Source organism: Alkalicoccus urumqiensis, from assembly GCF_002993335.1.
Lineage (GTDB): Bacteria > Bacillota > Bacilli > Bacillales > Salisediminibacteriaceae > Alkalicoccus > Alkalicoccus urumqiensis.
This window is the reverse complement of sequence record NZ_PVNS01000009.1, coordinates 136,321-161,474: the sequence shown is the minus strand read 5'-3', so window position 1 is coordinate 161,474 and position 25,154 is coordinate 136,321. Positions and strand designations below refer to the sequence as shown.

The following is a 25,154-nucleotide window of genomic DNA, read 5'->3' as shown; positions in this document are numbered from 1 at the left end:
GTCCCGACGTATGACCGGGGCGGCTGTTTTTATAAAGAATGGGAACAGTTTTCATGATATACGATAGAGGAGGAGATGACATGAAACGTCTCGTTACATTAAACGACTGGACAGCGGAAGATATTAATGAGGTGCTCTCTCTGGCAGATACGGATTTGACCAATCAGCTTCATGGAAAAATGGCGGCAAATTTGTTTTTTGAACCATCGACGAGAACCCGGTGCAGTTTTGAAATAGCCGAGCATCAACTCGGTATGGCAAGGTTTCAGCTGGATGAAGCGGGTGCAAGCGTGCAGAAGGGGGAAAGCTTATATGATACGAGCCGGACGCTCGAATCCTTAGGCGTAGATGCGCTCGTGATCCGTCATCAGGAAAAAGCATTTTATGAGCAGCTGGAGGGGATCAGTATCCCCGTCATAAATGCCGGAGACGGTGCAGGGGACCATCCGACGCAGACGCTTCTTGATTTATTTACGATCGTAAAAGAATTCGGCAGCATCCAGGGTGTCCGCGTCTGTATGTGCGGAGATATAAGGCACAGCCGGGTCGCCCATTCCAATAAACAGGCACTTGAGCGTCTTGGAGCAGAGATCCTGACGAGCGGGCCGGAGGAGTGGAGAATGCCGGAATGGGATGTTCCCCACCTGCCGATGGATGAAGCAGTCAAAGAAGCGGATGTGCTGATGATGCTCCGGGTACAGGAGGAGCGGCACGAAACGTCCTGGCATCGAGGGGGATACCTGGAGAAGCACGGACTGACACTGGAACGGGCGCGGAACATGCAGTCTCATGCGGTCATTATGCACCCTGCACCGGTGAACAGGGGAGTGGAGATGGCAGATTCCCTAGTCGAACATTCAAAATCAAGAATCTACACGCAGATGAAAAATGGCGTCAGCGTCCGAAAGGCAGTACTGGCTGTCTGTTTACAAAAGAAAGGGGAGAAGCGGTTTGAAGCGATTAGTTAAAGGAGCCCTCGTTTATCAGGCAGGGACACTGAAACAGGAAGATGTGTTGATCAATCAGGAAACAGGAGTAATTGAAGCAGCCGCGCAGTCTTTATCCACTGATATGGCAGATGAAACAATTGAAGCAGAAGGGAAACTTCTGGCGCCTGGCTTTATCGATGTTCACATTCACCTCCGTGAGCCGGGCGGTGAGCACAAAGAGACAGTCAGGAGCGGGACGAAAGCTGCGGCGGCAGGCGGATTTACCACGGTCTGCGCGATGCCGAATACTAATCCGGTGCCCGACAGCGCTGAAACACTTAAGGAAGTGCAGTCCTCATTGAAAGACGCATTCGTTCATGTCCACCATTATGGTTCTCTCACAAAATCGCTGAAAGGAGAAGCACTGACAGACATGGAGTCGCTTAAAAATGGTGGTATCTGCGCGTTTACCGATGACGGTGTCGGCATTCAGCAGGCGGGATTGATGAAAGAAGCAATGAAAAGAGCTGCTGCACTCGGTCTGCCGGTTGCAGCCCACTGTGAAGACAACTCGCTGGTAAACGGCGGTGTCATGCATGAGGGAAAACAGGCAGAAGCACTCGGCCTGCCGGGAATCTCTTCATCAGCGGAGTCCGTACATATTGCAAGGGATGTGCTGCTCGCAGAGGAAACGGGAGCACATTATCATGTCTGTCACGTCAGTACAAAAGAATCTGTCCGGATTATCCGGGATGCGAAAAAGGCGGGGATTCACGTAACGGCGGAAGTCACTCCGCACCACCTGCTTCTGACAGAAGAGGATATCCCGGGAGATGACCCGCTCTACAAAATGAATCCGCCGCTTCGGAGCAGCAGTGACCGTCTTGCACTTGTAGAAGGTCTTCTGGACGGCACCATCGACTTTATCGCGACCGACCACGCACCGCATGCTACAGAAGAAAAGCGCGGATCGATGAGAAACACACCGTTCGGTATTATCGGCCTGGAAACTGCTTTTCCACTGTTATATACCTTTTTCGTGAAGAACAATCAGCTGCCGCTGACTAAATTGATCGACTGGATGAGTGCAGCACCCGCCGGGATCTTTCAACTGAAAAACGGAGGGATAAAAACCGGGGAGAGAGCTGACCTTGTTCTTATCGATATCGAAAAGCCGCGTACTGTAATACCTCAGGAAATACAGTCCGCTTCCTCCAACACTCCATTTTTTGGTTGGGAACTCTCCGGCTGGCCTGAAAAAACGTTTTGTTCCGGACGTCTTGTCTGGGACCGGAAGGAGCGGGAATAATGAAACGAACACTCGTATTGGAAAATGGTGCTCACTTTACCGGAACCGCAATTGGAGCATCCCCTACAGAAGCCGGGGAAGTTGTTTTTAATACCGGCATGACGGGATATCAGGAAATATTTACGGACCCTTCCTACTGTGGTCAGATCGTAACAATGACGTATCCAATGATCGGAAACTACGGCATCAACCGACGGGATTTTGAACAGACGGTGTCCCGGCTGCACGGTGTCATTGTCCGCAGCGCCTCCAAAAGGCCGAATCATTACCGGAGCCGGATCTCCCTGGATGAATGGCTGAAAGAACAGGAGATTCCGGGTCTTGAAGGAGTAGACACACGCAGGCTCACGAAAATGATCCGCACCGGGGGAACGATGAAAGGATGCTTTATCGATGGAGATATCGATGAGAACACCGCACTCGTTTTCCAAACAAAAAATCAAGCCGTTCAGAAAGTATCGCAGGCGGCAGAGACGTGGCACCCAGGGACAAAAGACTGCCGCATCGTACTCCTCGACTTCGGTTCCAAAAACGGCATCATCCGGGAGCTGACGGAACGAGGCTGTGAAGTCATTTCCGTTCCCTGGAACACCTCGTACCAGCGTATAAGCGCCTTAATGCCGGATGGAATTATGCTGAGTAACGGGCCGGGAAATCCGGAAGAGATTGAACAGACGGTGCCGGTCATCCGAAAGCTTGCGGAAACGTATCCGCTTTTTGGTATCTGTCTCGGACACCAGCTTCTGGCGATGGCCTACGGGGCGGGAATTGAAAAAATGACGTTCGGCCACCGCGGCAGCAACCAGCCTGTACAAAACGTTGAAACCGGTAAAATGACGCTGACATCACAGAATCACAGTTACACAATAAGAGAGGATACCTTTCCAGGAGCCGACCTGCACATCACCCACCGAAATTTAAACGATCATTCCATCGAAGGAATAAGACACCGGACGCTTCCCGTTTTCAGTGTCCAGTACCATCCGGAAGCGGCACCGGGGCCTCACGATTCAAGAGGGTTATTTGATCAATTTCTGAAGATGATTCATACAGGGGGAATGGCACATGCCTAAACGGATGGATATTGAAAAAATTCTCGTTGTCGGCTCCGGGCCGATAATTATCGGACAGGCTGCGGAATTTGATTATGCCGGGACACAGGCATGCCAGGCGCTGAAAGAAGAAGGGTATACCGTCATCCTGACAAACTCCAATCCGGCTACCATTATGACGGATGAAACAACCGCGGACCGTGTCTATATCGAACCATTGACCAAAGAATTTATTGCTTCCATCATCCGAAGAGAGCGTCCGGATGGGATTATTGCGACACTCGGTGGACAGACCGGACTTAACCTTGTCATGGAGCTGTATGACTCCGGTTTATTGGAAGAGATGAACATTGAGCTTCTTGGAACGAGAATGGACGCGATCAAAAAAGCGGAGGATCGAGAAGCCTTCCGAAGCCTGATGCATGAACTGAAAGAACCGGTGGCGGAAAGTGACATTATCCATTCGGTGGAGGAAGCCGAAGCGTTTGTTTCACAAATCGGCTACCCGGTCATCGTCCGTCCGGCGTACACGCTCGGTGGCACTGGAGGAGGTATGGCAGACAGTGAGGCAGAGCTTCGTGACATTACCGCGTCCGGTCTGGATGCAAGCCCGGTGAATCAATGTCTGGTGGAGAAAAGCATCGCCGGTTTTAAAGAGATTGAATACGAAGTCATGCGGGATAAAAAAGACCAGGCCATCGTCGTGTGCAATATGGAAAATATTGATCCTGTCGGCATTCACACGGGTGATTCCATCGTCACAGCGCCAAGTCAGACATTAACCGATACAGAGTACCAGCTTCTCCGCAACGCTTCCCTGCGGATTATCCGGGCTCTTGGAATTGAAGGCGGGTGCAACGTTCAGTGTGCCATCGATCCGGACAGCGAACAGTATTACATTATCGAAGTAAATCCGAGAGTCAGCCGATCATCAGCCCTTGCTTCGAAAGCAACAGGTTACCCTATCGCAAAATTATCTGCAAAAATCGCTGCGGGGTATACACTCGATGAGCTGACCAATCCCATTACGAAAACGACGTCCGCAGCGTTTGAGCCATCACTTGACTATGTCGTAACAAAATGGCCCCGTTTTCCGTTTGATAAATTTGATTCAGCGAACCGGAAGCTTGGTTCCCAGATGAAAGCAACCGGAGAAGTGATGGCGCTCGGCCGGACGCTTCTGGAATCCCTCTTAAAAGCAGTCCGTTCTGCAGAGATTGACTGTTTCCACCTCCTGCCTCCGGAAGCACTTTTCGGGGAAGAGCTGAAAGAAAAAATTCTCGCGCAGGATGATGAACGTCTTCTCTATGTGGCGGAAGGTCTCCGGCAGGGCGTCTCCCCGGAAGAGATTCATCTATGGACAGGCATTGACTATTTCTACCTCTGGGAACTGGAGCGGATGGTCGATATCGAAAAAGCCCTCAGGGATAAAACGAGGCTCGTTGAAGCTAAAAAGGAAGGCTTTACGACGAAAGCTGTTTCCTGGTTCAGTGGAATTCCTGAAAAGGAACTGGAGGTTATCTACAGCGAGAACAATGTGCGGCCGGTATTCAAAATGGTGGATACGTGCGCAGGGGAATCTGCTTCTTCCACGCCTTACTTTTACAGCACCTATGAAGAAGAAAACGAAGCGTCACCGAGCGGAAAAAAATCGATTCTCGTCCTCGGCTCCGGACCGATCCGGATCGGTCAGGGAATTGAATTTGACTACGCTACCGTTCATACCGTCCGGGCAATACGCGATGCCGGATATGAGGCCATCGTTATCAACAATAATCCAGAAACGGTCTCGACGGATTTCGAGCTGTCCGACAGACTGTACTTTGAGCCATTGACTGAAGAGGATGTGCTCCATGTGGTTGAGAACGAGAAGCCGGAGGGAGTTTTCGTACAGTTCGGAGGCCAGACAGCGCTCAATCTGGCAGCAAGGCTGGAGCAGGAAGGAATACCAATCCTCGGAACGACACAGAAACAGCTTGATACGTGCGAGGATAGAGATAAGTTTGAAGCAGCAATGAACAAGCACGGTATTCCACAGCCTCCGGGAAAAACGATCTTTTCCACTAGTGAAGCGATGAAAACAGCTGCCGATATCGGTTATCCGGTTCTGCTGCGCCCATCGTATGTTCTCGGCGGCAGAGCAATGCAGATTATCTATCATCCGGATGAACTGCTGGACTACATGGAAAAAGCCGTAAAAGTCAGCAGAGACCACCCGGTGCTGATCGACCGCTACATTACCGGACAGGAGATGGAAGTCGATGCTGTCTGTGATGGAGAAACGGTCGTCATTCCCGGGATCATGGAGCACATTGAGCGCGCAGGGGTTCATTCAGGTGACTCTACCGCTGTTTACCCGCCGCAGCACGCATCAGAGAAGCTGAAGCAGAAAGTGATCGACTATACGATCCGCCTTGCGGAAGGTCTTGATGTCCGCGGATTGATGAATATTCAGTTTGTTGCTTCCGGAGAGGAACTTTACGTCATTGAAGTCAATCCGCGCTCCAGCAGAACTGTTCCGTTTCTGAGCAAAATGACCGGCATGAATATGGCACAGGCAGCAGCGAAGGCCGTTCTCGGCCAGTCTCTCGCCTCCCAGGGCTATACGACAGGCTGTCTGCCGGAGCCGGATGATGTAGCAGTGAAAGTCCCGGTGTTTTCATTCCGGAAGCTTCGAAGCGTAGATATCACACTCGGACCGGAAATGAAATCGACGGGCGAAGTACTCGGACGTGATAAAACGTTTGAAAAAGCGCTCTATAAAGGACTGACGGCAGCCGGAATGACCGTACCGGAAACAGGAAACGTCCTGTTCACCATCGCAGACTGCGACAAGCAGGAAGCGCTCAGACACGCACGCCGGTTTCACTCACTCGGCTTCGGCATTTACGCCACGCCCGGCACGGCAGCCTTTTTCGAAAATAACGGACTGCCGGCTGTAACGATTTACAAGCTCGGGGAAAAATCGCCGGACCTTCTTCAAGTCATTAAAGAAGGAACATGCGGCATGATTATTAATACACTGGAACCGGGAGGGCGTCCGGCAAGGGACGGTTTCCGGATCCGCAGGGAAGCGGTGGAACGCGGCATCGTCTGCCATACATCGCTGGATACGACCGGTGCACTGCTTCAGGTGATGGAATCAAGACAGTTTGCGCTGGAACCTGTACGCGGGAAAGCCGGGGTGCTCCAATGAAAAAACACGCAGCAGTCATCTCCTCTAAAGAAATGATTCAGGAAAATATCTGCAGTATGACTCTGCAAACAGATGAGCCTCTAGAGGCACGTCCCGGCCAGTTTCTGCATCTGCTTCCGCCGGGAGAGGGGCGGTTTATTTTACGAAGACCAATCAGCATCTGTGAAATCGAGGAGACTGAATGCCGGATCGTCTTCCGCCTGGAAGGAGATGGAACGAAAGCGGTCGCCAAACAAAATTCCGGAGACAAGCTGGACGTGCTAGGGCCTCTCGGACAGGGGTTTCCTGACATCCAGAGCGGAACGGTGCTTCTCATTGGAGGAGGCGTCGGTGTACCGCCGCTTCTCGCCGCCGCAGAACAGCTTCATAAAAATGGGGTGCGTATCCAGGCGAGAATCGGATTTGCTGACCAAAATCAGGTGATGCTCGTGGAGGAAATGGAGAAATGGGCGGAAACGATTGTTTATACAGAGGATGGTTCTGCAGGGAGAAAAGGCAGGGTGACGGATGAACTCGAAACAGATAATGGGTTTGATACGTACTTTGCCTGCGGACCAAAGCCGATGCTGAAAGCCGTGGAAGCGAAAGCACCGGCTTCAGGCTATGTGTCTCTTGAAGAACGTATGGGGTGCGGCTTTGGTGCCTGCTACGCCTGTGTTATGGAAAAAGAGGACGGAACACTGGTGAAAGCATGCCTCGACGGCCCCGTATTTCAGAGCAGGGAGGTGCTTTTATGAATCGATCCAGTGTTAAGCTGCCCGGGATGGACATGAAAAATCCAATTCTTCCGGCATCGGGATGCTTTTCTTTCGGCAGAGAATTCGCTTCATTGTATGATCTTAACCAGCTTGGAGCGGTGACAGTAAAAGCGGCAACGCCGGAAGCGAAAAGAGGCAATGCACTGCCCCGGGCAGCGGAAACCACCGCCGGCATGCTGAATGCCATTGGACTGCAGAATCCCGGTGTGGAAAAAGTCATTTCAGAGGAGCTTCCGCCGCTGCAGCAGTACGATGTGCCGATCCTTGCCAACACAGCTGGTTCTTCCCCTGAAGACTATGTTTATACAGCTCGAAGGCTGAGCCGCTCGGGTCTGGTTTCAGCGCTCGAATTAAATATTTCCTGCCCGAATGTGAAAGATGGAGGCATTCAATTCGGTTCCGATCCTGAATCAGCAGCGGCACTGACAAAAGCTGTTAAGGAAGTGTCGAGTGTGCCTGTTTACGTGAAGCTTTCCCCAAATACGTCCGACATCACCGGCATGGCGCAGGCCGTCGAATCAGCCGGTGCAGATGGATTGAGTATGATCAACACGCTGATCGGAATGAAAATTGATGTACGAACAGGCAGACCGATTCTGGCAAATACAACGGGAGGCCTTTCCGGTCCCGCAGTAAAGCCGGTCGCTGTCCGTATGGTTTATGAAGTATCACAGCACGTATCTATTCCGATTATAGGGATGGGAGGCGTTTCCACACTGGAGGATGTGCTTGAATTTCTCTATGCCGGAGCTTCTGCCGTTGCAGTCGGAACGGCGAACTTCACCAACCCATGGATCTGTCCGGAACTGATTACAGCGCTGGATACGTGGCTGGAAGAGAAGGAAGAAACGGTATCATCTATTAAGGGAAGGAGCTGGAAACCATGCATGAGCGCCCTTTAATTGTTGCCGTTGATGTCGAATCAGCGGCGGAGGCGGAAACACTGACATCGAAACTTCCCGCTTCCTGCTGGCTGAAAGTCGGGATGGAGCTGTTTTACAGAGAAGGACCGGATCCTGTCCGGAAATGGAAGGAAAAAGGACATCCGATATTTTTAGACTTGAAGCTTCATGACATACCGGAAACGGTCAAACGCGGCATGAAAAACCTGGCTCAGCTTGAACCGGAAATTGTAAATGTTCATGCGTTCGGAGGGCAGCAGATGATGGAAGCAGCTCTTGAAGGACTGGATGCAGGCACAGCTGCCGGTAAAAAGAGGCCCCGGCTAATTGCAGTAACGCAGCTGACCAGCACATCGGAGCAGGAGATGAAAGCGGATCAGAACATTTCCGGCTCTCTTCGGGACCATGTCTTGTTTCTGGCAGGAAACGCGCAGCGTTCGGGACTGGACGGAGTCGTCTGCTCGGCCCATGAGGCAGAGGCCATACGGCAGGAAACGGAGACTTCCTTTATGACGATAGCTCCGGGTATCCGTAGAAAAGAAGATGCAGCAGGCGATCAAAAGCGCATTATGACGCCGAAAGAAGCAGGAGAGAGAGGGGTCACCGGGATCGTTGTTGGAAGAGGCATTACGAAATCGGTAGATCCGGCTGAAGCATACTACCGTTATGAGAAGGAGTGGGAACATGGAAAACAACGCTGTATATACCGCTGAGAAGCTTTTGGAGACAGGTGCCGTGACGCTGTCGGAGAAGATTCCTTACACTTGGAGTTCCGGCCTGAAGTCCCCGATTTACTGTGATAACCGTATCCTGCTCTCTTATCCGGCTGTACGGAAAAAGATAAGCCGTGCGCTGGCCGAAGCCGCCGCTGCATTGAATCCGGACGTTATCGCCGGCACGGCGACTGCAGGCATTCCCCACGCAGCCTGGGTGGCGGATATTCTGGATCTGCCGATGGTGTATGTGCGCGCAGCAGAAAAAAGCCACGGCAGAAAAAATAAGATTGAAGGCCATCTCCCTCCTGGTTCGAGAGTGGTCGTAATTGAAGATTTAATCTCCACCGGCGCTTCCGCGGTGAAAGCAGCAGATGCCGTAGAAGAAGCAGGGGCAGAAACGGTGGGTATTCAAGCCATCTTCACTTACGGGCTGGAGGAATCCGCGTCGGTCCCCTATCCACTTTCCGCGTTAACCGATTTAAATGAACTTCTTCAGGCCGCGGGACGTACGAATCTGCTGACAGTCGAGGAGCAGTCGAGTATCCGCGAGTGGCAGAAAAATCCCGCCCGGTGGGGGACAAAGAAGGAGATGAAGGCATGAAGCCTATTCCATCTTCTGTATTTAATGAGCGGACCGATTTTTTTCAGGCCATGGCTGAATCATCCTGGCTGAAAAGCTGGACATCAGATCTATTAAGCCGGGGACGGTTTAAAGAAGCACATATTCTTGATATCGGCTGTGGGACAGGAGAAGTGCTCTTTTCCATGGAAGAAGGCGGTTCAAAGACAGGCGTGGACTTTGCGGAAGAAATGATTCAGGCAGCGAAGAGTAAACGAGCTTCCGGGTCTGAAAGCGTGACGTTTCTCCACGCAGACGCCGGGAATCTACCCTTTCCAGAAGCTTCCTTCCAGACGGCGCTTTCCATTAATGTTCTGTTCCTGATGCCGGAACCTGAAAAGGTGCTGAAAGAAGCGCATCGTGTGCTTACTGCCGGCGGGGAGATGCTGCTTTTGAATCCGTCCCCGCTCGTCAGCCGCTCTTCTATCGAGCCTTCTGCCGAAAGGCTTCCGGATGACGAAGCATCCATGCTCCGTGAATGGGGACGCGTTGCAGAACGGAGGCACCGATTTACAAGCTGCCGGCTGGCTGAGCTTCTGGAGAAGGCGGGTTTTTCGCACACCGAAACGGTTCCGTCGAAAGATGGGCTGGCACTGCTCACGCGTGCTGTCAAATGAACAGGCGGATAAATAAATAGATGGCAGTAAATGCCATGACAACACCTAACAGCCGGGCCTGAATTCGGAGAAGCAGAAGACTTAATACGAGGAATAAAATAATTTCAGTGATGGCAAACCATAATGGAAGAAGTGTTCCCGTAAGCAGAAAATAAATATTTGCTGAAAGAATGAGTCCAGATACTGCAATAATACTGATTCTCACATAACCGCCTCCATTTCTTCCCTCCCATACCCGCGGGGGGAATCGTTAAACCAGCTTCCGTCATGACGTAAAGATTCGATTCCTGTATACTGGAACAGAACCTTTAATTGATCATTAACATGATGGAAGGAGTGTGCGGGATGCTGTCATTTTTATGGTATGCAGCCGGTCTTGTAAGCTGGGGTTGCTGCATCATTTTTCTTTACGCAGGTTTCAGGAAAAAACGATTTGTTTTATCCGCGGCGGCGGCCTGTGCTGCAGGAGCGCTTCCGTTCACCGCACTGCTTCACTTTATGAATATGCCGATCGGCGGTAATGCTTTTTCTTATACATACGAACAGGTAACACATCTCGAAGCTTACGCTACGGCCACAGTCACTCTGTCAGCAGCTGTCCTGCTGATCGGTGTCCTGCTCCTCCTGCTGCCGGCCCGGATCCGCACCGTATAATAAACCGAAGGTCGTTATCATCGATAATTCTACAGCTGGGAACGGTTTCTGAACGTGAAGGAGCCGTTTCCAGCTCTTTTGTTATGGATATTGACGCCTGCAGCGGACCGTGCTATTCTCTTAGAGGTCTTTTTTTCTCTACCAATTTAGCACAGTAAAGAAGTGAGGAGCGTTTTTGTTATGAATGCTGTAATTATTGCTGTACTCGTTATGATCGGTCTCAGTCTTGCCAGAATTCACGTGGTCGTCGCCCTGATAGCCGGTGCAGCTGCCGGAGGTCTAACTGCAGGTCTCGGCGTGGAAGGAACGCTTGCTGCATTCAGTGAAGGGCTTGGATCCAATGCGCTGATCGCGCTGAGCTATGGACTGCTGGGCGCATTTGCTGTAGCTGTAAGCTACACAGGGCTTCCGAAACTGATGATCAATGCTGCATTGAAAGTTCTTTCTACAAAAGAAGATACGCGCAGACGGGGCCTTATGAAAGTGCTGATTCTGCTCGTTATCGTTTTTATTTCCAGTCTTTCACAGAATCTGGTACCGGTACATATTGCCTTTATTCCACTGCTGATTCCGCCGATGCTTCAGGTGTTTAATGAGCTGTATCTTGACCGCAGAGCGGCGGCGTCTGCGCTGACATTCGGTCTGAAAGCACCTTACATGCTGATTCCGGCAGGATACGGCGCGATTTACCACCAGACGATTCAGGAAAACATGGAAGCAAGCGGCATGTCTATCCCGTTTGAAGCGGTACAGGATGCGCTCATCATTCCGGTGGCCGGCATGGTCGTTGGATTATTTATTGCCTTATTCTTTTCCTACCGTAAGCCGCGGACGTATGAAGACCGTCCACTTGCGGTCGAAGAGGAAGAGAGTGCGCAGTTCTCCACTTTCGGCATTGCCTGTGCTGTCCTCTCCATTGTCGTTGTGCTGGTGGTGCAGGTTCAGACAGATTCAATGATTGCGGGAGCGTTTTCCGGTCTGCTCCTTCTGTACATCTACTTTATCGTTCTGCGTATCACCTCCGGATTTACACTTTCAGATGCGGATGATATTTTAACGAACGGAATGAAAATGCTTGCGTTTATCGGTTTCGTGATGATCACCGCCGGTGGATTTGCCGAGGTGATCCGTGAAACCGGCCACGTCGATTCTCTCGTCAATACAGCAGCACAGTGGGTGGATGGCAGAATGGGACTTGCAGCAGCCGTCATGCTCATCATCGGTTTGTTTATTACGATGGGTATCGGTTCCTCTTTCGCCACCGTGCCTATTCTCGCCGCCGTATTTGTGCCGCTCGGGGAATCGCTTGGGTTCTCTATGCTTGCCATCATTTCACTTATTGGCACAGCCGGAGCACTCGGGGACGCTGGAAGTCCGGCTTCGGACAGTACGCTCGGACCGACAGCGGGTCTGAATGCAGACGGTCAGCATAACCATATCTGGGATACCGTCGTTCCCACATTTATTCATTACAACATTCCGCTTCTGATTTTCGGCTGGATTGCGGCAATGATATTGTAGAAAATAGGTACAGCAGGCAGGAGCCGGACAGGCTTCTGCCTGTATTTTTTATTCATACAGGAAAAAATATCCTTAATTAGATCAAAAGGGAGGAAATGTACAGAAAGATGAGGTAAAATGAAAAACATAAAATGTTTCGGGAATCGATATATTTTATGCACAGGAGGTATGGAAAGGAGTTACAGGAATATGAATACGTTTCAAAAGCTGCGTCATTTTTACTGGCCGTTTAAGGCTTATTTTTTCTGGTCGATTGCTTTATTACTTGCAGTCACCGGGTTTACAGTGGCGTACCCGGTTATTCTGCAGTTTACGATTGACCGCATTATTCTGGAGGGGAATTATCAGTGGATTCCCTACGCGGCTATCGGCTTTTTCATTTTGACGATGCTCAAGGGGGTCGCTGTTTACTTCCATCAGTATTTAGGAGATCTATTCGGCATCCGCTCGGTATACGAAATACGGAACTCACTGTATGAAAAACTTCAGTTTCTGCCATTTCGTTATTACGATAATGCAAGAACCGGGGATCTGATGTCGAGGCTGACGGCAGACGTGGAAGGATTCCGATTCTTTCTTTCCTTCGGATTTGCCCAGCTGATTAACGTCGTCATGCTTGTTTTTTTAAGTCTTGGCATTATGTTTTTCTACAGCCCTTCGCTTGCATTTGTCACTCTTGCAGCGATGCCGTTTCTAATTATTACGGTTTACAAGTTTGATAAAAAAGTACATCCCGCATTCAAAGATATCCGGAAGTCCTTTGCCGGTCTGACGACAAAAGTGCAGGAGAACATCAGCGGAATGTCCACCGTTAAATCCCTCTCAAAAGAAAATTTTGAAATGGAGCGGTTCGGCGGTAAAAATGGGGATTACAAAGATAAGTTCATTCACACGTCCAACATCTGGTCCGTTTACTTTCCGTTTATGGAATTTATCGGTCATATCTGTGTCGTTGTACTTCTCGGTTACGGCGGATTTCTCGTTATTAACGGAGATATCCAGCCTGGGGTGCTGGCAGCATTTTTCAGTTTAATCTGGTTTATTATTAATCCGCTCATGAACCTCGGCTTTATTGTCAATACCTTTTCCCAGGCCAAAGCAAGCGGCGAGCGGCTGTTGGAAGTGCTTGAGGAACCTCAGGAAATTGCAGATAAAGAAGGAGCGATGGAGGTCGATCAGCTGGAAGGCAGTGTGCAGTTTTCCAACGTAACGCACCGCTATGCCGGGGAAACGGAGGATGCGCTGAAAGAAGTCTCCTTTGACGCACCGAAAGGTTCCACCATCGGCCTGATCGGCGCAACCGGTTCCGGAAAAACATCGGTTACTCAGTTGATCACACGGTTTTATGAACCGGATGAAGGATCGATTTTCATCGACGGAAAACCGATCGGAGACTATTCTTTAAAGTCCCTCCGTAAAAATACGGGTGTTGTACTTCAGGAATCATTTCTTTTCTCCTCCAGCGTGAAAGACAATATTTCCTACGGGAATCCGGAAGTGGATATGGAACAGATTGTGGACGCAGCCAAACGGTCGGATGCCCATGCTTTCATTATGGACCTGCCGGACGGCTATGATACCGTCCTCGGCGAGCGGGGTGGAGGACTTTCCGGGGGCCAGAAGCAGCGTATCGCCATCGCCCGGGCGATCTGCATGGATCCGGGGATTCTAATTCTCGATGACGCAACAAGTGCTGTAGATATGGAGACGGAAGGTAAAATTCAGCGGGCGTTCCAGGAAGTAATGAAAGGCAGGACGACATTCATTATTGCCCACCGGATTTCTTCCTTAATGCATGCCGATGAAATCCTCGTCATGGATGAAGGAAAAGTGGTGGAGCGGGGCACACATACGGAACTGCTGAGGAAAAATGGCAGCTACCGCCGGATTTATGACCTGCAGTATAAAGACCAGTATCAATTCCTGGAAGAAGCGAAAGGAGGGATTGGATGAGCAGCCAGTCTGAAAAATCAACAAAACGAACGCTTGAACGGTTTCACTATTCCACAGATGAAGTAATCGAGAAGCCGTTTAACTGGAAGCAGATGCTGCGGCTGTTCTCTTACATGAAACCATACAGCCGGACCCTCCTTCCTGTTGCTATTCTCGGGATGTTCCTTTCCACTGCAGTCCGTCTTGCAGCGCCGGTGCTGATCGGAAGCTACGCACTCGATCATATTATCGAAAACCGGGAGATGTCTTTTCTCGCCTGGATGACGGCTTTAATTGCCTTTCTGTACCTGATCTCGTACGTCGGAAACGTTCTCCGCGTAAGATACATGAACCGGCTGGGACAGTACATTATCTACGATCTCCGTGAATCGTTATTCAATCATATACAAAAGCTGTCCCATCGGTTTTTTGATCAGCGCTCTGCCGGTTCCATTTTAGTCCGGATCACTAATGACGTGAATTCTCTTCAGGATTTGTTCACGAATGGTGTTATCAACCTGCTGATGGATATTATCATGCTCGTCGGGATCATCGTCATTTTGTCGATCATCAGTCCGGAACTGACGCTTGCGATCATGATCGTTCTGCCGCTGATGTTTTTTATCTCCACTAAGCTGAGGCGCAACATCCGCAGATCATGGCAGGACGTCCGTTTAAAGCAGTCGATGCTTAACTCCCATTTAAACGAAAGTATTCAGGGAATCCGCGTGACACAGTCCTTCACGCAGGAGCGGCCGAACATAGGCTTTTTCCATAAAATTAACGGTCAGAATTATGAATCCTGGCGTCAGGCGACGAAAAAAAGTGCCATGTTCCGCCCATTTGTTGAGATGAGCGGGGCGGTGGGAACGGCGATCCTGCTTTGGTTCGGTGTCATTCTCATTCAGAACAACGCGCTATCTGTCGGTGATTTCTTCACCTTTTCACTTTTTCTAGGGATGTTCTGGGAGCCGATTTCCCGGCTGGGACAGGTGTACAATCAGCTTCTCGTCGGGATGGCTTCTTCGGAGCGTATTTTCGAATTTCTCGATGAAAAACCATCCGTTCCGGAAAAAGAAAACGCAGAGGAACTGGATGATATTCAGGGAGGAATCGTATTGGATGGAGTGGAGTTTGCCTACGATTCAGAACGGAAGGCCATTCATCATATGGATCTCACTATGAAGGCAGGAGAGACCGTCGCGCTTGTCGGACATACCGGAAGCGGAAAATCGACGATCGTCAATTTAATTTCCCGTTTCTATGATCCGACAGCCGGCCGTGTGCTTCTCGACGGAAAAGACCTCCGGGATGTCAAACTCGACAGTCTCCGGAGCCAGGTGAGTATCGTTCTTCAGGATACGTTTATTTTCTCCGGGACGATTATGGACAACATCCGCTTCGGGCGCCCGGACGCAGAAGATGAAGAGTGCATGGAAGCCGCGAAAACGGTCGGTGCAGACCGGTTTATACAAAAGCTTCCAAACGGTTATGAAACTGAAGTGGAGGAGCGGGGAAACATTCTTTCCGTTGGGGAGAGACAGCTGATTTCTTTTGCACGCGCCCTTCTTGCTGATCCAAAAATCCTGATTCTCGATGAAGCGACGGCTTCCATCGATACGGAAACAGAGCAGCTCATACAGCGCGCGCTTGAGAAACTGCTGCAAGGAAGAACAGCTGTCATGATTGCCCACCGGCTTTCCACTATCCGGGATGCAGATACAATATTTGTGCTGGAGCACGGACGCATTCTCGAACAGGGGAGTCACAGCGAGCTCATGAATCAGCGCGGCGAATATTTTGAACTGGTCCGCTCGCAGTTTCAGGAGACGTCCGCCGGCTAGTTCACGCTGTCCCGCTTTTACAGCAGAATAAAATTATAAACATAATAAAGGCTGCCGGAATCGATATACGACCTCCGGCAGCCTTTATTCGTTGTACCATGCCTACTTGCCTCCACGTATGCGGATGACCCGGTTCTCCGGCTGACTCTGTTTCCAGGCGCCGGCAAGTCCATGATTCCGGGCTTTTTCTTTAGAAACAATATAAACCGGAACGTGAATGTCAAACGTCTGTTTAAAAAGGGCGGGGTGAAACTGAAACGTATCCTCGGCTGTCCAGGTGCCGGTAAGCTCTTCTCTGAACTCCGGCCGGACAGACGCGAGCGGTTCCAGACCTTGAGCTGCATTCTCGTAGGATTTTTCTCCCGGAAGGTGCATACAGAAAAACAACGATAAACTGTCTACCAGCCGGAGAAGGGCAGTGTCTTTCTCCGGCTCCTTCTGCGGCTGCAGCTGCTGAAGACGTTCCTGCCTGCGGAGCTCTTCGTCATGGAACCATTTTTCCGTCTCTCTTTCTTGACCAGTTAGCTTAGTGTAATGAAGGCTGTGCAGAAGGGCGGCATACGTTGACTGCTTCTCTATCTCATCTATTCCGTGCCGGTAATGGATCAGTTTGACAGCCACCGGATAGTTAAGGAAAGAATACGGGGCTTCTGCCAGGTCATTCCAGACAGGCACTTCATCAAGCTCTCTCCATGCTCTGTCGTGCGTTTCACAGGCAGAGAGGATCTCGCTGTCTGTCGTAAGCATCGATGCAAATACTCCGGATAAAACAGCATGATCTTCCTGCTTAATCATATAGTATTCGTTTTCCATCTCCTGTATAATCATTTCCATCCACCCCTGACTAATTGACATTAAATCCAATAAGCGTATACCCTTTCCGGGGAAGAATGAATCTGGTAAAAGGAACAGCGCAGACTAATGGAGGAATTATGGACATTACGATGAAAGATCTGCAGTCAGAAGAAGAGATTCGTGAAGTCTACCCACTGATGAATCAGCTCCGGCCTCATCTGGATGAAGAGGAGTATGTTTCCCTGGTGCTTGAAGCGCAGGCGAAAGAAGGGTACCGGCTGAGAGGGCTGTTTGAAGAAGGCAGACTCTGTGCACTGATCGGTTTCCAGCCGATGATCACGCTTTATTACGGCCGGTTTGTCTGGGTATCCGACCTGGTTACCGATGTCTCACGGCGATCCGAAGGCTTCGGCGCCTATCTGCTCCGGGACGTGGAGACGTGGGCACATGATCACGCGTTTACGAGTGTTGCTCTTTCCTCCGGCCTGGAGAAGACCGAAGCCCACCGCTTCTATGAAGAAAAAGCAGGATACAGCAGGGCAAGTTTCGTCTTTCGAAAAACGGATCTCAAAGAAGAATAAACCGCTGGAGCATTACCGGTTCTGGGGTTAAACAGTGAAACGCGGGCTCTCCAGAAAGGAGAACCCGCGTTTTTCGTGCTGTATGAGAGGGGTTACTGCGTACCGGCCGGTGTAAGCGTATTTTTTTTCAAACGCTTAATTTCTGTCTCATCCGGTGTTGTAAAAACGGTCGTCTGCCGGTCGTATGTGACATACCCCGGTTTAGCTCCATTTGGTTTTTTCACGTAGCGTATTTTTGTGAAATCGACCGGGACGTTTCCGGACATCCTGCTCTTGCTGAAATACGCGGCCAGCATGGCTGCTTCCATGATGGTTTCGTCATCCGGTTCAACACTCCGGATCAGGACATGTGAGCCGGGGATGTCTTTCACGTGCAGCCACGTATCATCCTGACGCGCCATTCTTGTCGTTAAATATTCATTCTGGCGGTTGTTTTTACCTACATATAAATCAATGCCGGAAGTAGACCGGTAATGATCAAGCGACGGCTTTTTCGGCTTTTTTTTCTGGGGCTGCCTGCGGCGCTTGATGTACCCCTGGGTGGAGAGTTCTTCACGGATATCCTCGATATCGGTCGTTGAAGCCACGTCCATCTGCTGGAGAAGTCTGTCGAGATATTCCATCTCCTCTCCAGCATGGCGTATCTGCGTTTTCACATAGCTGACGGAATTTTTCAGCTTATGGTACCTTCGGAAATACTGCTGGGCATTCTCCGAAGGCGTCAGTCTGTTTGAGAGGGGAATGGTCACTTCCCCCTGCTCGTCGTCATAGTAATCGACAACGCTGATTTCCGTCATGCCGGGCTTGACCATATGCATATGCGCTGTTAAAAGCTCCCCGTACTTCTGCATTTCAGCCGCTTTTTCTGCATCGGTCAATGTATTTTCCAGTTTTTTGATTTTCTTTTTGTTTTTCTCATATTCATTTTTAAGAAGGCGCTCGAGGTCATACGCCTGCTGGCGGACTCTGTCACGCTCCGCTTTTCCGCCGTAAAAATCATCCAGCAGTGCATGAACAGTGTCGTACGTCGTCTTCTCCCCCTGAATATGGGTCATGTCGACGACCGCAAATGCTTCTTTCTTCTCTCCCCGGATGCGCTGCGGGTAAAAGGAGCCGTCCCGGACACTCCCTGCAACCTCTTCAAACGCTGCCGGCAGTGTCTCGGCATTCGGATAGCCAGCGCGGTGAACAATTTCAGCTGCAAGCTGAGGGGAAAGTCCGCTGAACGCTTTCATCAGCTGCTTATCCATTTTACCGGCGTTGAAATCGACGGTTTTTAACAGCTCTTCTCTGGAGGCAGTAAGCGGATTTTTTTTATCCATATTCGGTGGTTCGGTATACGGCTGCCCGGGAAGTACCGTCCTTACCTGTGAAAGGGAAGGCGGAATATGTTTGATACTTTCCAGAATGTGGCCTTTTTCTTCATCCACAAAAATAAAGTTGCTGTGGCGTCCCATCAGCTCTAGAATCAATTTCTTGTACGAGACATCCCCCAGCTCGTTCATTCCTTTAAATGAAAACGTAATGACCCGTTCCAGTCCATCCTGCTCTACGGATTCCAGTACGGCCCCTTCAAGGTGCTTTCGGAGAACCATACAGAAAAGCGGCGGTTCCTGTGGATTCTGAAATTTAATATTCGTCAGGTGAAAGCGGGCAAAGGAAGGGTTTACGGAAAAAAACAGGGAATGATTTTTCCCTGCTGCCCGGATCGTCATCACAATATCAAGTTCGTGAGGCTGGTGTATCTTCGCCACCCGGCCTCCGGTTAGCTGTTCTTTTATATCCATCGTGACAGCGCGTGTCACTGTTCCATCAAAAGCCATAGTCAATTTCCTCCTCTGGTATCAAGTATAGCAGACAACGCCTCTGTACTTGAAGAGGATTCAGCTGGACTTGTACACGTCCCGGATTTTCGTTAGAATAAAAAAGTGGATGTGATAGAAATGCTGAAGAGTATGACAGGATTCGGCCGATTGGAGGAGAAAATTTCCGGCGGCAGGGTGAGAGCAGAAATAAAAGCGGTTAATCATCGTTTCTGCGAAATTCATGCAGTACTTCCGAAAGAGTGGCAGCATTATGAGCCTCAGGCAGTAAAAGAACTCGAAAGCAGGATCGAGCGCGGCAGAATTGATCTTCTTGTGGAATTTATTCCGGATAAAGATAAAGAGGCGGATATACATATTAATGAAGCGCTGCTGGCCCAGCTGAAAGAAACATTTGACCGGATCGCTGAACAAACCGGTTCAACAGACTCGTTTCCAGCGGCGGCGATGCTGGAACATAAGGAAGTAACCTTCTTTTCCGGCAGCGTGGCAGATGAAGCCGCGGCAGAAGAGGTGATCCCGCCGATATTACATCGGCTCGCCTCTGAACTGAACCGGATGAAGCGGACGGAAGGCAAGGCGCTCGAAGAAAATATTGAACAGCTTTTGGAGAAGACGGTAAACAGTCTCTACAGAATGGAGAACGCTGCTCCTGCGGTCAGAACGGATTTTCAGGAGAAGCTTGCTTCGAGGATCAGCCGGTGGCTCAGTCCAGGAGAGATTTCGGAGGACCGTATTTTAACAGAAGCTGCTGTATTTGCAGAGAAGGCGGATGTCACAGAAGAAATCACCCGCCTCTGGAGCCATATCCATCAATTCCGCGAAACGCTGAATCGGAAAGGTTCCGCCGGCAGAAGACTGGAGTTCATTCTTCAGGAGATGAACCGGGAGATCAACACGATCGGATCCAAGGCATCTCTTCCGGAAATATCAGCTGAAGTTATCGATGTCAAAGAATCATTTGAAAAAATAAAAGAACAAATTCAAAATATCGAATAACCCTTGAAGGAGATGTTTCTGTGGATATTAAATTAATCAATATAGGTTTTGGCAACATCGTCTCAGCGAACCGCATTATTTCGATTGTGAGCCCTGAATCCGCCCCGATCAAACGGATTATTTCCGATGCAAGAGACCGCAACATGCTGGTTGATGCGACGTACGGGCGCCGGACGAGAGCGGTTATTATTGCAGACAGCGACCATGTCATTCTGTCAGCAGTTCAGCCGGAAACAGTGGCACAGCGTGTTATTTCGAGCCGCGAGGATGCAACGGAGGAATAGCATTCCAGCCCGGGCAGTGATATACTGTATATCTGATATGAAAAGTATTCGGCAGAGTGGAGGATCTTGATGAAACGCGAAAAAGGATTATTGATCGTTCTTTCCGGGCCGTCCGGTGTCGGTAAAGGAACGGTCTGCGGAGCGCTGCGTGAAAAGGACACGCAGATTAAATATTCCGTCTCAGCTACAACGCGAAAGCCGCGTGAAGGCGAAGTGGACGGCATCAATTATTTCTTTAAAAGCCACGAGGAGTTCGAACGGATGATTGCCGAAGGCGATATGCTGGAACATGCGAAATACGTCTCCAATTATTACGGCACTCCAAGAAAATACGTGGAAGAAGAGCTGGAAAAAGGGCACGATGTCATTCTGGAAATCGAAGTACAGGGAGCCCTGCAGGTAAAAGAGAGTTTCCCGGAAGGCGTCTTCATTTTTCTGATGCCTCCAAGTCTGAATGAACTCCGCAGCCGGATAGAGGGCCGCGGAACAGAAACAGACGACCTGATTGACAGCCGCATGACGGTAGCAAAAGAAGAGATTGATATGATGGATAAGTATGATTATGTTGTGGAAAATGATAAGGTTGAACTTGCCGTTTCCCGCATCCAGTCCATCGTTACGGCGGAAAACTGCCGGAAAGACCGATTGATTCATCAATATAAACAATTAATGGAGGATTGATAGAATGTCTATGCTGCAGCCGTCCATTGATTCACTGCAGACGAAAATCAGATCCAAGTATACGCTGGTAACTATTTCAGCGCAGAGAGCCCGTCAGCTCCGGGAAACACCAGAAGCGTTTAATTATCCGGAAGGTTCCAAATCCGTCAATTATGTCGGGATGGCGCTCGAGGAAATTGAAGCGGAGCAGCTGACGTACGAACTGAATGAAGACAAAGTAAAGGAAACGATCTGATTAACAGATCGTTTTCTTTTTCATTCTTAAATATGGAAAATTCATCCTCTGGAGGCGGTCTTTATGTTGGAAACGAAGCGGGTTCTATTGGCAGTCAGCGGGGGTATTGCTGCATTTAAGGCGGCGGCACTCACCTCGAAACTGGTTCAGGCGGGCTTCTCAGTCAAAGTCATGATGACGAAAAACGCGGAAAAATTTATTTCACCACTGACGTTCCAGGCGTTATCCAGGGAGCCGGTTTATACGGATACATTTGAGGAACCGGACCCTTCCCAGATTGCCCATATTGATATCGCAGACTGGGCGGACGTCATTTTATGTGCACCTGCTTCTGCGGACCTGATTGCGAAGATGGCAGGGGGGCACGCGGATGATATGGTAACAACCACACTTCTTGCTTCCACTGCGCCGGTCTATGTGGCACCGGCGATGAATGTTCATATGTATGCCCATCCGGCTGTAAAGCGGAACATGGATCAGCTGAAGCTGGACGGGTGCCGCTTCATTGAGCCGGATGAAGGGTATTTGGCATGCGGCTATACAGGCAAAGGAAGAATGGCGGAACCCGAGGATCTTCTGGCGATGATGCAGCATCACTTCATCTACGAAACTCATCCGGAATGGCACGGTAAAAAAGTGCTTGTGACCGCCGGTCCGACGAGGGAGGTTATCGATCCCGTACGGTACATTTCCAACCGGTCCTCCGGAAAAATGGGCTTCGCACTGGCGGAGGAGGCGGCTGCACGCGGAGCGCACGTAATACTGATTGCCGGTCCTTCCGCACTGCCGGACCCGCATGGAGTTACCCGGATAAATGTGACATCGGCGGAAGAGATGAAAAACGCTGTCTTAAAACATGCAGAGGAGCAGGATATTATTATTAAAGCCGCAGCCGTTTCGGATTACCGGCCGGAAAAGACTTATGCGTATAAAGTGAAAAAAACCGATGAGGACCAGGAAGTGCACCTGGAGCGGACGACGGACATTCTGCTGGAGCTCGGAAAAATCAAAAAAGAGCGCCAGACACTGATCGGTTTTGCAGCTGAGTCCGATGATCTGCACACATACGCTGTAGAGAAGCTGAAACGTAAAAACGCAGATATGATCTGTGCCAACTCCATCACAACTCCGGGCGGCGGATTCGAAGCGGATACGAATGCCCTGACGCTTTTTTTTCAAAATAAAGACAATGTTTCGATCCAACAGACGTCCAAGAAAGCTGCGGCAAAAGTCATTCTGGATGAAGCGCATACGTTATGGAGGGAAAAGCAATGATAGCCGAAGTCATCGTGGACGTGCCTTCCCAGGCGGTCGACAGGAGATTTGATTATCTCGTTCCGGAAGAATTCATAGAGACGATGGCAGAAGGATGCCGCGTCCATGTACCGTTTGCCGGCCGTCCGGTTCAGGGCTTTGTCGTTCATTTGAAGGAAACAACACCACTGGATCTGCAGAAGCTGAAACCTGTCGCGTCGCAGATCGATTTATCTCCCGCGCTGACACCGGAGCTGCTGCAACTTGCGGAAAAGCTGAAAGAAACGACACTTGCTCTCCATGTGGCTATTTTAAAAGCGATGCTTCCGCAGGCGATGCGGTCCTCCTACAAGAAACGTCTCCTGCTTCTCCGTCCGGAAGAGGAGAAAGGCACTGATCTCGAGGCGTTGTTTTCCGGAGAAGCAGCAATCGACAGTCTGGAGGACTGGAGAAAGCAGGCAGATGAACCACAGCGTGCGCTTATGATGCGGGCTGTCCGTGCCGGCCGTGTCCAGGTGGAGCCGGTCGTAACGACGAGAGATGCTGCGAAAAAGCGTGTCGCTTACAGGCGGTCTGCTACGCCGGAGGAGACCGCTTTATTTCAGAAAGAACAGGAAAAACGTGCGCCGAAACAGGCTTCTGCTGCTGCGCTGTTTCAACATGAGGACGCCTTATGGACTGTAGATGAAGCGAAACAGCACGGCATCTCCAAAGCGGTGCTGGAGACATTAACAGAGCAGGGCATACTGGAAAAAACGGAAAAGACGATCTCGAGGGACCCATTTGAAGGAAGGGAAGTCGCTCCGGATCAGCCGATGGAGCTGTTCGCTGCCCAGGAAGAGGCGTTTAACCGGGTCGATGCGCTGATTCAGCACAGGAAGCATAAAACGCTGCTTCTCCGCGGCGTAACAGGAAGCGGTAAAACGGAAGTATACCTGCAGGCTATTGAAAAGGTCATAGCAGCCGGCCGAGAAGCGATCGTTCTCGTTCCGGAAATTTCTCTCACACCTCAGATGGTGCTGCGTTTCAGAGCCAGGTTCGGGAGCCGTGTTGCCGTCATGCACAGTGCGCTTTCGAAGGGGGAAAAATACGATGAGTGGGTCAAGATCAGAAATAAAGAAGTAGATGTCGTTGTCGGAGCCCGCTCTGCTGTGTTTGCCCCGTTCGAAAATCTCGGGCTGATCATTATTGATGAGGAACATGAAGCGAGCTATAAGCAGGAGGAGTCCCCCCGCTATCATGCACGTACGACAGCTATCCTGCGCGGTGAATATTATCACTGCCCCGTTCTTCTCGGAAGTGCCACTCCGTCACTGGAAAGCTACGCACGGGCAGAAAAAGGCGTCTATGAGATGCTTACAATGGCAGATCGTGTCAACGACCTGGAAATGCCTGAAGTGAAGCTGATTGATATGAGAAAGGAGCTTCATGAAGGGAACCGTTCCATGTTTTCCGAGTCGCTGAAAGAAGCGATGCGTCTGCGGATGGAAAACAAGGAGCAGACTGTCCTGATGCTGAACCGCCGGGGATACTCCAGCTTTATTATGTGCAGAGACTGCGGTTATGTTCCGCAGTGCATCCACTGTGATATTTCGTTGACTTACCACCGAAGCTCCCAGTCTCTGCAGTGTCATTACTGCGGATATCAGGAGACGCTCCCGCAGCGGTGTCCGGAATGTGAAAGCAGCCATATCCGTTTTTTCGGAACCGGGACACAAAAAGTGGAGGAAGAACTCCGGAAAGAACTGGATGGCGTCCGCATTATACGTATGGACGTGGATACGACAAGGCAGAAAGGATCACACGAAAAGCTCCTGGATGCATTCGGGCGCGGAGAGGCAGATATACTTCTCGGCACGCAGATGATCGCAAAAGGGCTCGATTTTCCAAACATTACCCTTGCAGGAGTGCTCGCTGCAGATTCGATGCTGCATCTTCCTGATTTCCGGGCGGCAGAACGGACATTCCAGCTGCTCACTCAGGTAGCAGGAAGAGCGGGAAGGCATAAAAAGCCCGGAGAAGTGCTGATTCAGACTTACTCCCCTGAACATTACAGCATCACAGAAGTACAGGGCCACAACTATACCGCCTTTTACGAAAAAGAAATGCAGATGAGACGCTTCGGCGGCTATCCGCCATATTATTACCTTTCGATGCTTCAGATCAGTCATACAGATCTCAGCCAGGCCGTCCGCTTTACCGAAAAAGCCGCTGCATTCTTACGGGAAAGACTTTCGGAGAAGACGGTTGTTTACGGTCCCACCGCTAGTCCGATACCCCGTATCAAAGATAGATATCGGTATCAATGCATGATAAAATATAAAGCTGAGCCAAGGCTGTATCACGTCCTGCAGGAATTAATGAAAGCTCTGCAGCCGGAAACGGCAAAAACGGATCTTCAGCTGACGATCGATACGAATCCGTACATGATGATGTAACAATGGAGGTTAATC

General features: G+C 50.2%; 23 protein-coding genes. 20 read left to right on the top strand and 3 right to left on the bottom strand.

Annotated elements, in window-relative coordinates; genetic code table 11:
* Nucleotides 1-80: 80 nt before the first annotated feature.
* The 9 genes from C6I21_RS10875 to C6I21_RS10835 are packed head-to-tail and all read left to right on the top strand — an operon-like array spanning nt 81 to nt 10,098.
* On the top strand, nt 81-968 hold the full coding sequence (locus C6I21_RS10875; RefSeq protein WP_105959500.1) for an aspartate carbamoyltransferase catalytic subunit: 888 nt from the start codon (nt 81-83) through the stop codon (nt 966-968).
* Nucleotides 952-2,238: a dihydroorotase gene (locus C6I21_RS10870; RefSeq protein WP_425352502.1), complete on the top strand. Its 1,287-nt coding sequence runs from the start codon at nt 952-954 to the stop codon at nt 2,236-2,238. The genes C6I21_RS10875 and C6I21_RS10870 overlap by 17 nt, the downstream gene beginning before the upstream one ends.
* Complete coding sequence (locus C6I21_RS10865) at nt 2,238-3,311, top strand: carbamoyl phosphate synthase small subunit (RefSeq protein WP_105959498.1); 1,074 nt, start codon at nt 2,238-2,240, stop codon at nt 3,309-3,311. The genes C6I21_RS10870 and C6I21_RS10865 overlap by 1 nt, the downstream gene beginning before the upstream one ends.
* The gene (carB, locus tag C6I21_RS10860) at nt 3,304-6,486 is read left to right on the top strand and encodes a carbamoyl-phosphate synthase large subunit (protein ID WP_105959497.1); all 3,183 of its coding nucleotides are present in this window, start codon (nt 3,304-3,306) and stop codon (nt 6,484-6,486) included. Before C6I21_RS10865 ends, carB begins: the two co-directional genes overlap by 8 nt.
* Nucleotides 6,483-7,223, top strand: a complete 741-nt coding sequence (locus tag C6I21_RS10855) for a dihydroorotate dehydrogenase electron transfer subunit (RefSeq protein ID WP_105959496.1) — start codon at nt 6,483-6,485, stop codon at nt 7,221-7,223. The genes carB and C6I21_RS10855 overlap by 4 nt, the downstream gene beginning before the upstream one ends.
* Nucleotides 7,220-8,146 (top strand): dihydroorotate dehydrogenase, encoded by a 927-nt coding sequence (locus C6I21_RS10850; protein WP_105959495.1) that lies wholly within the window; start codon nt 7,220-7,222, stop codon nt 8,144-8,146. Before C6I21_RS10855 ends, C6I21_RS10850 begins: the two co-directional genes overlap by 4 nt.
* Nucleotides 8,128-8,859, top strand: coding sequence for an orotidine-5'-phosphate decarboxylase (gene pyrF, locus C6I21_RS10845; protein WP_105959494.1), 732 nt, complete (start codon nt 8,128-8,130; stop codon nt 8,857-8,859). The genes C6I21_RS10850 and pyrF overlap by 19 nt, the downstream gene beginning before the upstream one ends.
* On the top strand, nt 8,831-9,463 hold the full coding sequence (pyrE, locus tag C6I21_RS10840) for an orotate phosphoribosyltransferase (protein WP_105959493.1): 633 nt from the start codon (nt 8,831-8,833) through the stop codon (nt 9,461-9,463). The genes pyrF and pyrE overlap by 29 nt, the downstream gene beginning before the upstream one ends.
* The gene (locus C6I21_RS10835) at nt 9,412-10,098 is read left to right on the top strand and encodes a class I SAM-dependent methyltransferase (RefSeq protein ID WP_181186215.1); all 687 of its coding nucleotides are present in this window, start codon (nt 9,412-9,414) and stop codon (nt 10,096-10,098) included. The genes pyrE and C6I21_RS10835 overlap by 52 nt, the downstream gene beginning before the upstream one ends.
* Here C6I21_RS10835 and C6I21_RS10830 read toward each other — a convergent pair.
* Complete coding sequence (locus C6I21_RS10830) at nt 10,091-10,303, bottom strand: hypothetical protein (RefSeq protein WP_105959491.1); 213 nt, start codon at nt 10,301-10,303, stop codon at nt 10,091-10,093. The genes C6I21_RS10835 and C6I21_RS10830 overlap by 8 nt on opposite strands.
* Before the next feature lie 119 nt (nt 10,304-10,422).
* Between C6I21_RS10830 and C6I21_RS10825 the strand changes: the two genes are divergently transcribed.
* The 4 genes from C6I21_RS10825 (at nt 10,423) to C6I21_RS10810 (ending at nt 16,049) form a co-directional block, all read left to right on the top strand.
* Complete coding sequence (locus C6I21_RS10825) at nt 10,423-10,752, top strand: hypothetical protein (RefSeq protein ID WP_181186214.1); 330 nt, start codon at nt 10,423-10,425, stop codon at nt 10,750-10,752.
* A 180-nt stretch (nt 10,753-10,932) separates the two neighbouring features.
* Nucleotides 10,933-12,273, top strand: a complete 1,341-nt coding sequence (locus C6I21_RS10820; protein ID WP_105959489.1) for a Na+/H+ antiporter family protein — start codon at nt 10,933-10,935, stop codon at nt 12,271-12,273.
* Nucleotides 12,274-12,462: 189 nt separating this feature from the next.
* Entirely contained in the window at nt 12,463-14,226 is a 1,764-nt protein-coding gene (locus tag C6I21_RS10815) for an ABC transporter ATP-binding protein (RefSeq protein WP_105959488.1), read from the top strand.
* Nucleotides 14,223-16,049, top strand: coding sequence for an ABC transporter ATP-binding protein (locus C6I21_RS10810; protein WP_105959487.1), 1,827 nt, complete (start codon nt 14,223-14,225; stop codon nt 16,047-16,049). Before C6I21_RS10815 ends, C6I21_RS10810 begins: the two co-directional genes overlap by 4 nt.
* A 102-nt stretch (nt 16,050-16,151) precedes the next feature.
* On the opposite strand, the gene C6I21_RS10805 is transcribed toward C6I21_RS10810, so the two are convergent.
* The gene (locus C6I21_RS10805) at nt 16,152-16,904 is read right to left on the bottom strand and encodes a DUF3891 family protein (protein ID WP_181186213.1); all 753 of its coding nucleotides are present in this window, start codon (nt 16,902-16,904) and stop codon (nt 16,152-16,154) included.
* 35 nt (nt 16,905-16,939) lie between these two features.
* Here C6I21_RS10805 and C6I21_RS10800 point away from each other — a divergent pair, with 35 nt between their 5' ends.
* Nucleotides 16,940-17,425 (top strand): GNAT family N-acetyltransferase, encoded by a 486-nt coding sequence (locus tag C6I21_RS10800; protein WP_245411607.1) that lies wholly within the window; start codon nt 16,940-16,942, stop codon nt 17,423-17,425.
* A 92-nt stretch (nt 17,426-17,517) separates the two neighbouring features.
* On the opposite strand, the gene C6I21_RS10795 is transcribed toward C6I21_RS10800, so the two are convergent.
* A complete protein-coding gene (locus C6I21_RS10795) occupies nt 17,518-19,248 on the bottom strand; it encodes an Rqc2 family fibronectin-binding protein (protein WP_105959484.1) in 1,731 nt (576 codons plus the stop codon).
* A gap of 120 nt (nt 19,249-19,368) precedes the next feature.
* Between C6I21_RS10795 and C6I21_RS10790 the strand changes: the two genes are divergently transcribed.
* The 6 genes from C6I21_RS10790 (at nt 19,369) to priA (ending at nt 25,139) form a co-directional block, all read left to right on the top strand.
* Nucleotides 19,369-20,247 (top strand): YicC/YloC family endoribonuclease, encoded by an 879-nt coding sequence (locus tag C6I21_RS10790; protein WP_105959483.1) that lies wholly within the window; start codon nt 19,369-19,371, stop codon nt 20,245-20,247.
* A 20-nt stretch (nt 20,248-20,267) separates the two neighbouring features.
* Complete coding sequence (gene remA / locus C6I21_RS10785; RefSeq protein WP_105959482.1) at nt 20,268-20,531, top strand: extracellular matrix/biofilm regulator RemA; 264 nt, start codon at nt 20,268-20,270, stop codon at nt 20,529-20,531.
* Between the two features lie 69 nt (nt 20,532-20,600).
* On the top strand, nt 20,601-21,212 hold the full coding sequence (gene gmk, locus C6I21_RS10780; protein WP_105959481.1) for a guanylate kinase: 612 nt from the start codon (nt 20,601-20,603) through the stop codon (nt 21,210-21,212).
* Between the two features lie 10 nt (nt 21,213-21,222).
* Nucleotides 21,223-21,447 carry a DNA-directed RNA polymerase subunit omega gene (gene rpoZ / locus C6I21_RS10775; RefSeq protein ID WP_105959532.1) on the top strand — a complete coding sequence of 75 codons (225 nt, stop codon included), beginning with the start codon at nt 21,223-21,225 and terminating at the stop codon, nt 21,445-21,447.
* Nucleotides 21,448-21,510: 63 nt separating this feature from the next.
* The gene (coaBC, locus tag C6I21_RS10770) at nt 21,511-22,722 is read left to right on the top strand and encodes a bifunctional phosphopantothenoylcysteine decarboxylase/phosphopantothenate--cysteine ligase CoaBC (RefSeq protein ID WP_105959480.1); all 1,212 of its coding nucleotides are present in this window, start codon (nt 21,511-21,513) and stop codon (nt 22,720-22,722) included.
* Nucleotides 22,719-25,139, top strand: coding sequence for a primosomal protein N' (gene priA / locus C6I21_RS10765; RefSeq protein WP_105959479.1), 2,421 nt, complete (start codon nt 22,719-22,721; stop codon nt 25,137-25,139). The genes coaBC and priA overlap by 4 nt, the downstream gene beginning before the upstream one ends.
* Nucleotides 25,140-25,154 lie beyond the last annotated feature (15 nt).

What these genes read in the sequence shown, in the direction of transcription:
- C6I21_RS10875 (WP_105959500.1), top strand. Translation starts at nt 81, where the DNA reads ATGAAACGTCTCGTTACATTAAACGACTGGACAGCGGAAGATATTAAT.
- C6I21_RS10865 (WP_105959498.1), top strand. Translation starts at nt 2,238, where the DNA reads ATGAAACGAACACTCGTATTGGAAAATGGTGCTCACTTTACCGGAACC.
- carB (WP_105959497.1), top strand. Translation starts at nt 3,304, where the DNA reads ATGCCTAAACGGATGGATATTGAAAAAATTCTCGTTGTCGGCTCCGGG.
- C6I21_RS10855 (WP_105959496.1), top strand. Translation starts at nt 6,483, where the DNA reads ATGAAAAAACACGCAGCAGTCATCTCCTCTAAAGAAATGATTCAGGAA.
- C6I21_RS10850 (WP_105959495.1), top strand. Translation starts at nt 7,220, where the DNA reads ATGAATCGATCCAGTGTTAAGCTGCCCGGGATGGACATGAAAAATCCA.
- pyrF (WP_105959494.1), top strand. Translation starts at nt 8,128, where the DNA reads ATGCATGAGCGCCCTTTAATTGTTGCCGTTGATGTCGAATCAGCGGCG.
- pyrE (WP_105959493.1), top strand. Translation starts at nt 8,831, where the DNA reads ATGGAAAACAACGCTGTATATACCGCTGAGAAGCTTTTGGAGACAGGT.
- C6I21_RS10825 (WP_181186214.1), top strand. Translation starts at nt 10,423, where the DNA reads ATGATGGAAGGAGTGTGCGGGATGCTGTCATTTTTATGGTATGCAGCC.
- C6I21_RS10820 (WP_105959489.1), top strand. Translation starts at nt 10,933, where the DNA reads ATGAATGCTGTAATTATTGCTGTACTCGTTATGATCGGTCTCAGTCTT.
- C6I21_RS10815 (WP_105959488.1), top strand. Translation starts at nt 12,463, where the DNA reads ATGAATACGTTTCAAAAGCTGCGTCATTTTTACTGGCCGTTTAAGGCT.
- C6I21_RS10810 (WP_105959487.1), top strand. Translation starts at nt 14,223, where the DNA reads ATGAGCAGCCAGTCTGAAAAATCAACAAAACGAACGCTTGAACGGTTT.
- C6I21_RS10805 (WP_181186213.1), bottom strand. Translation starts at nt 16,904, where the DNA reads ATGTCAATTAGTCAGGGGTGGATGGAAATGATTATACAGGAGATGGAA.
- C6I21_RS10800 (WP_245411607.1), top strand. Translation starts at nt 16,940, where the DNA reads ATGAATCTGGTAAAAGGAACAGCGCAGACTAATGGAGGAATTATGGAC.
- C6I21_RS10795 (WP_105959484.1), bottom strand. Translation starts at nt 19,248, where the DNA reads ATGGCTTTTGATGGAACAGTGACACGCGCTGTCACGATGGATATAAAA.
- C6I21_RS10790 (WP_105959483.1), top strand. Translation starts at nt 19,369, where the DNA reads ATGCTGAAGAGTATGACAGGATTCGGCCGATTGGAGGAGAAAATTTCC.
- gmk (WP_105959481.1), top strand. Translation starts at nt 20,601, where the DNA reads ATGAAACGCGAAAAAGGATTATTGATCGTTCTTTCCGGGCCGTCCGGT.
- rpoZ (WP_105959532.1), top strand. Translation starts at nt 21,223, where the DNA reads ATGCTGCAGCCGTCCATTGATTCACTGCAGACGAAAATCAGATCCAAG.
- coaBC (WP_105959480.1), top strand. Translation starts at nt 21,511, where the DNA reads ATGTTGGAAACGAAGCGGGTTCTATTGGCAGTCAGCGGGGGTATTGCT.
- priA (WP_105959479.1), top strand. Translation starts at nt 22,719, where the DNA reads ATGATAGCCGAAGTCATCGTGGACGTGCCTTCCCAGGCGGTCGACAGG.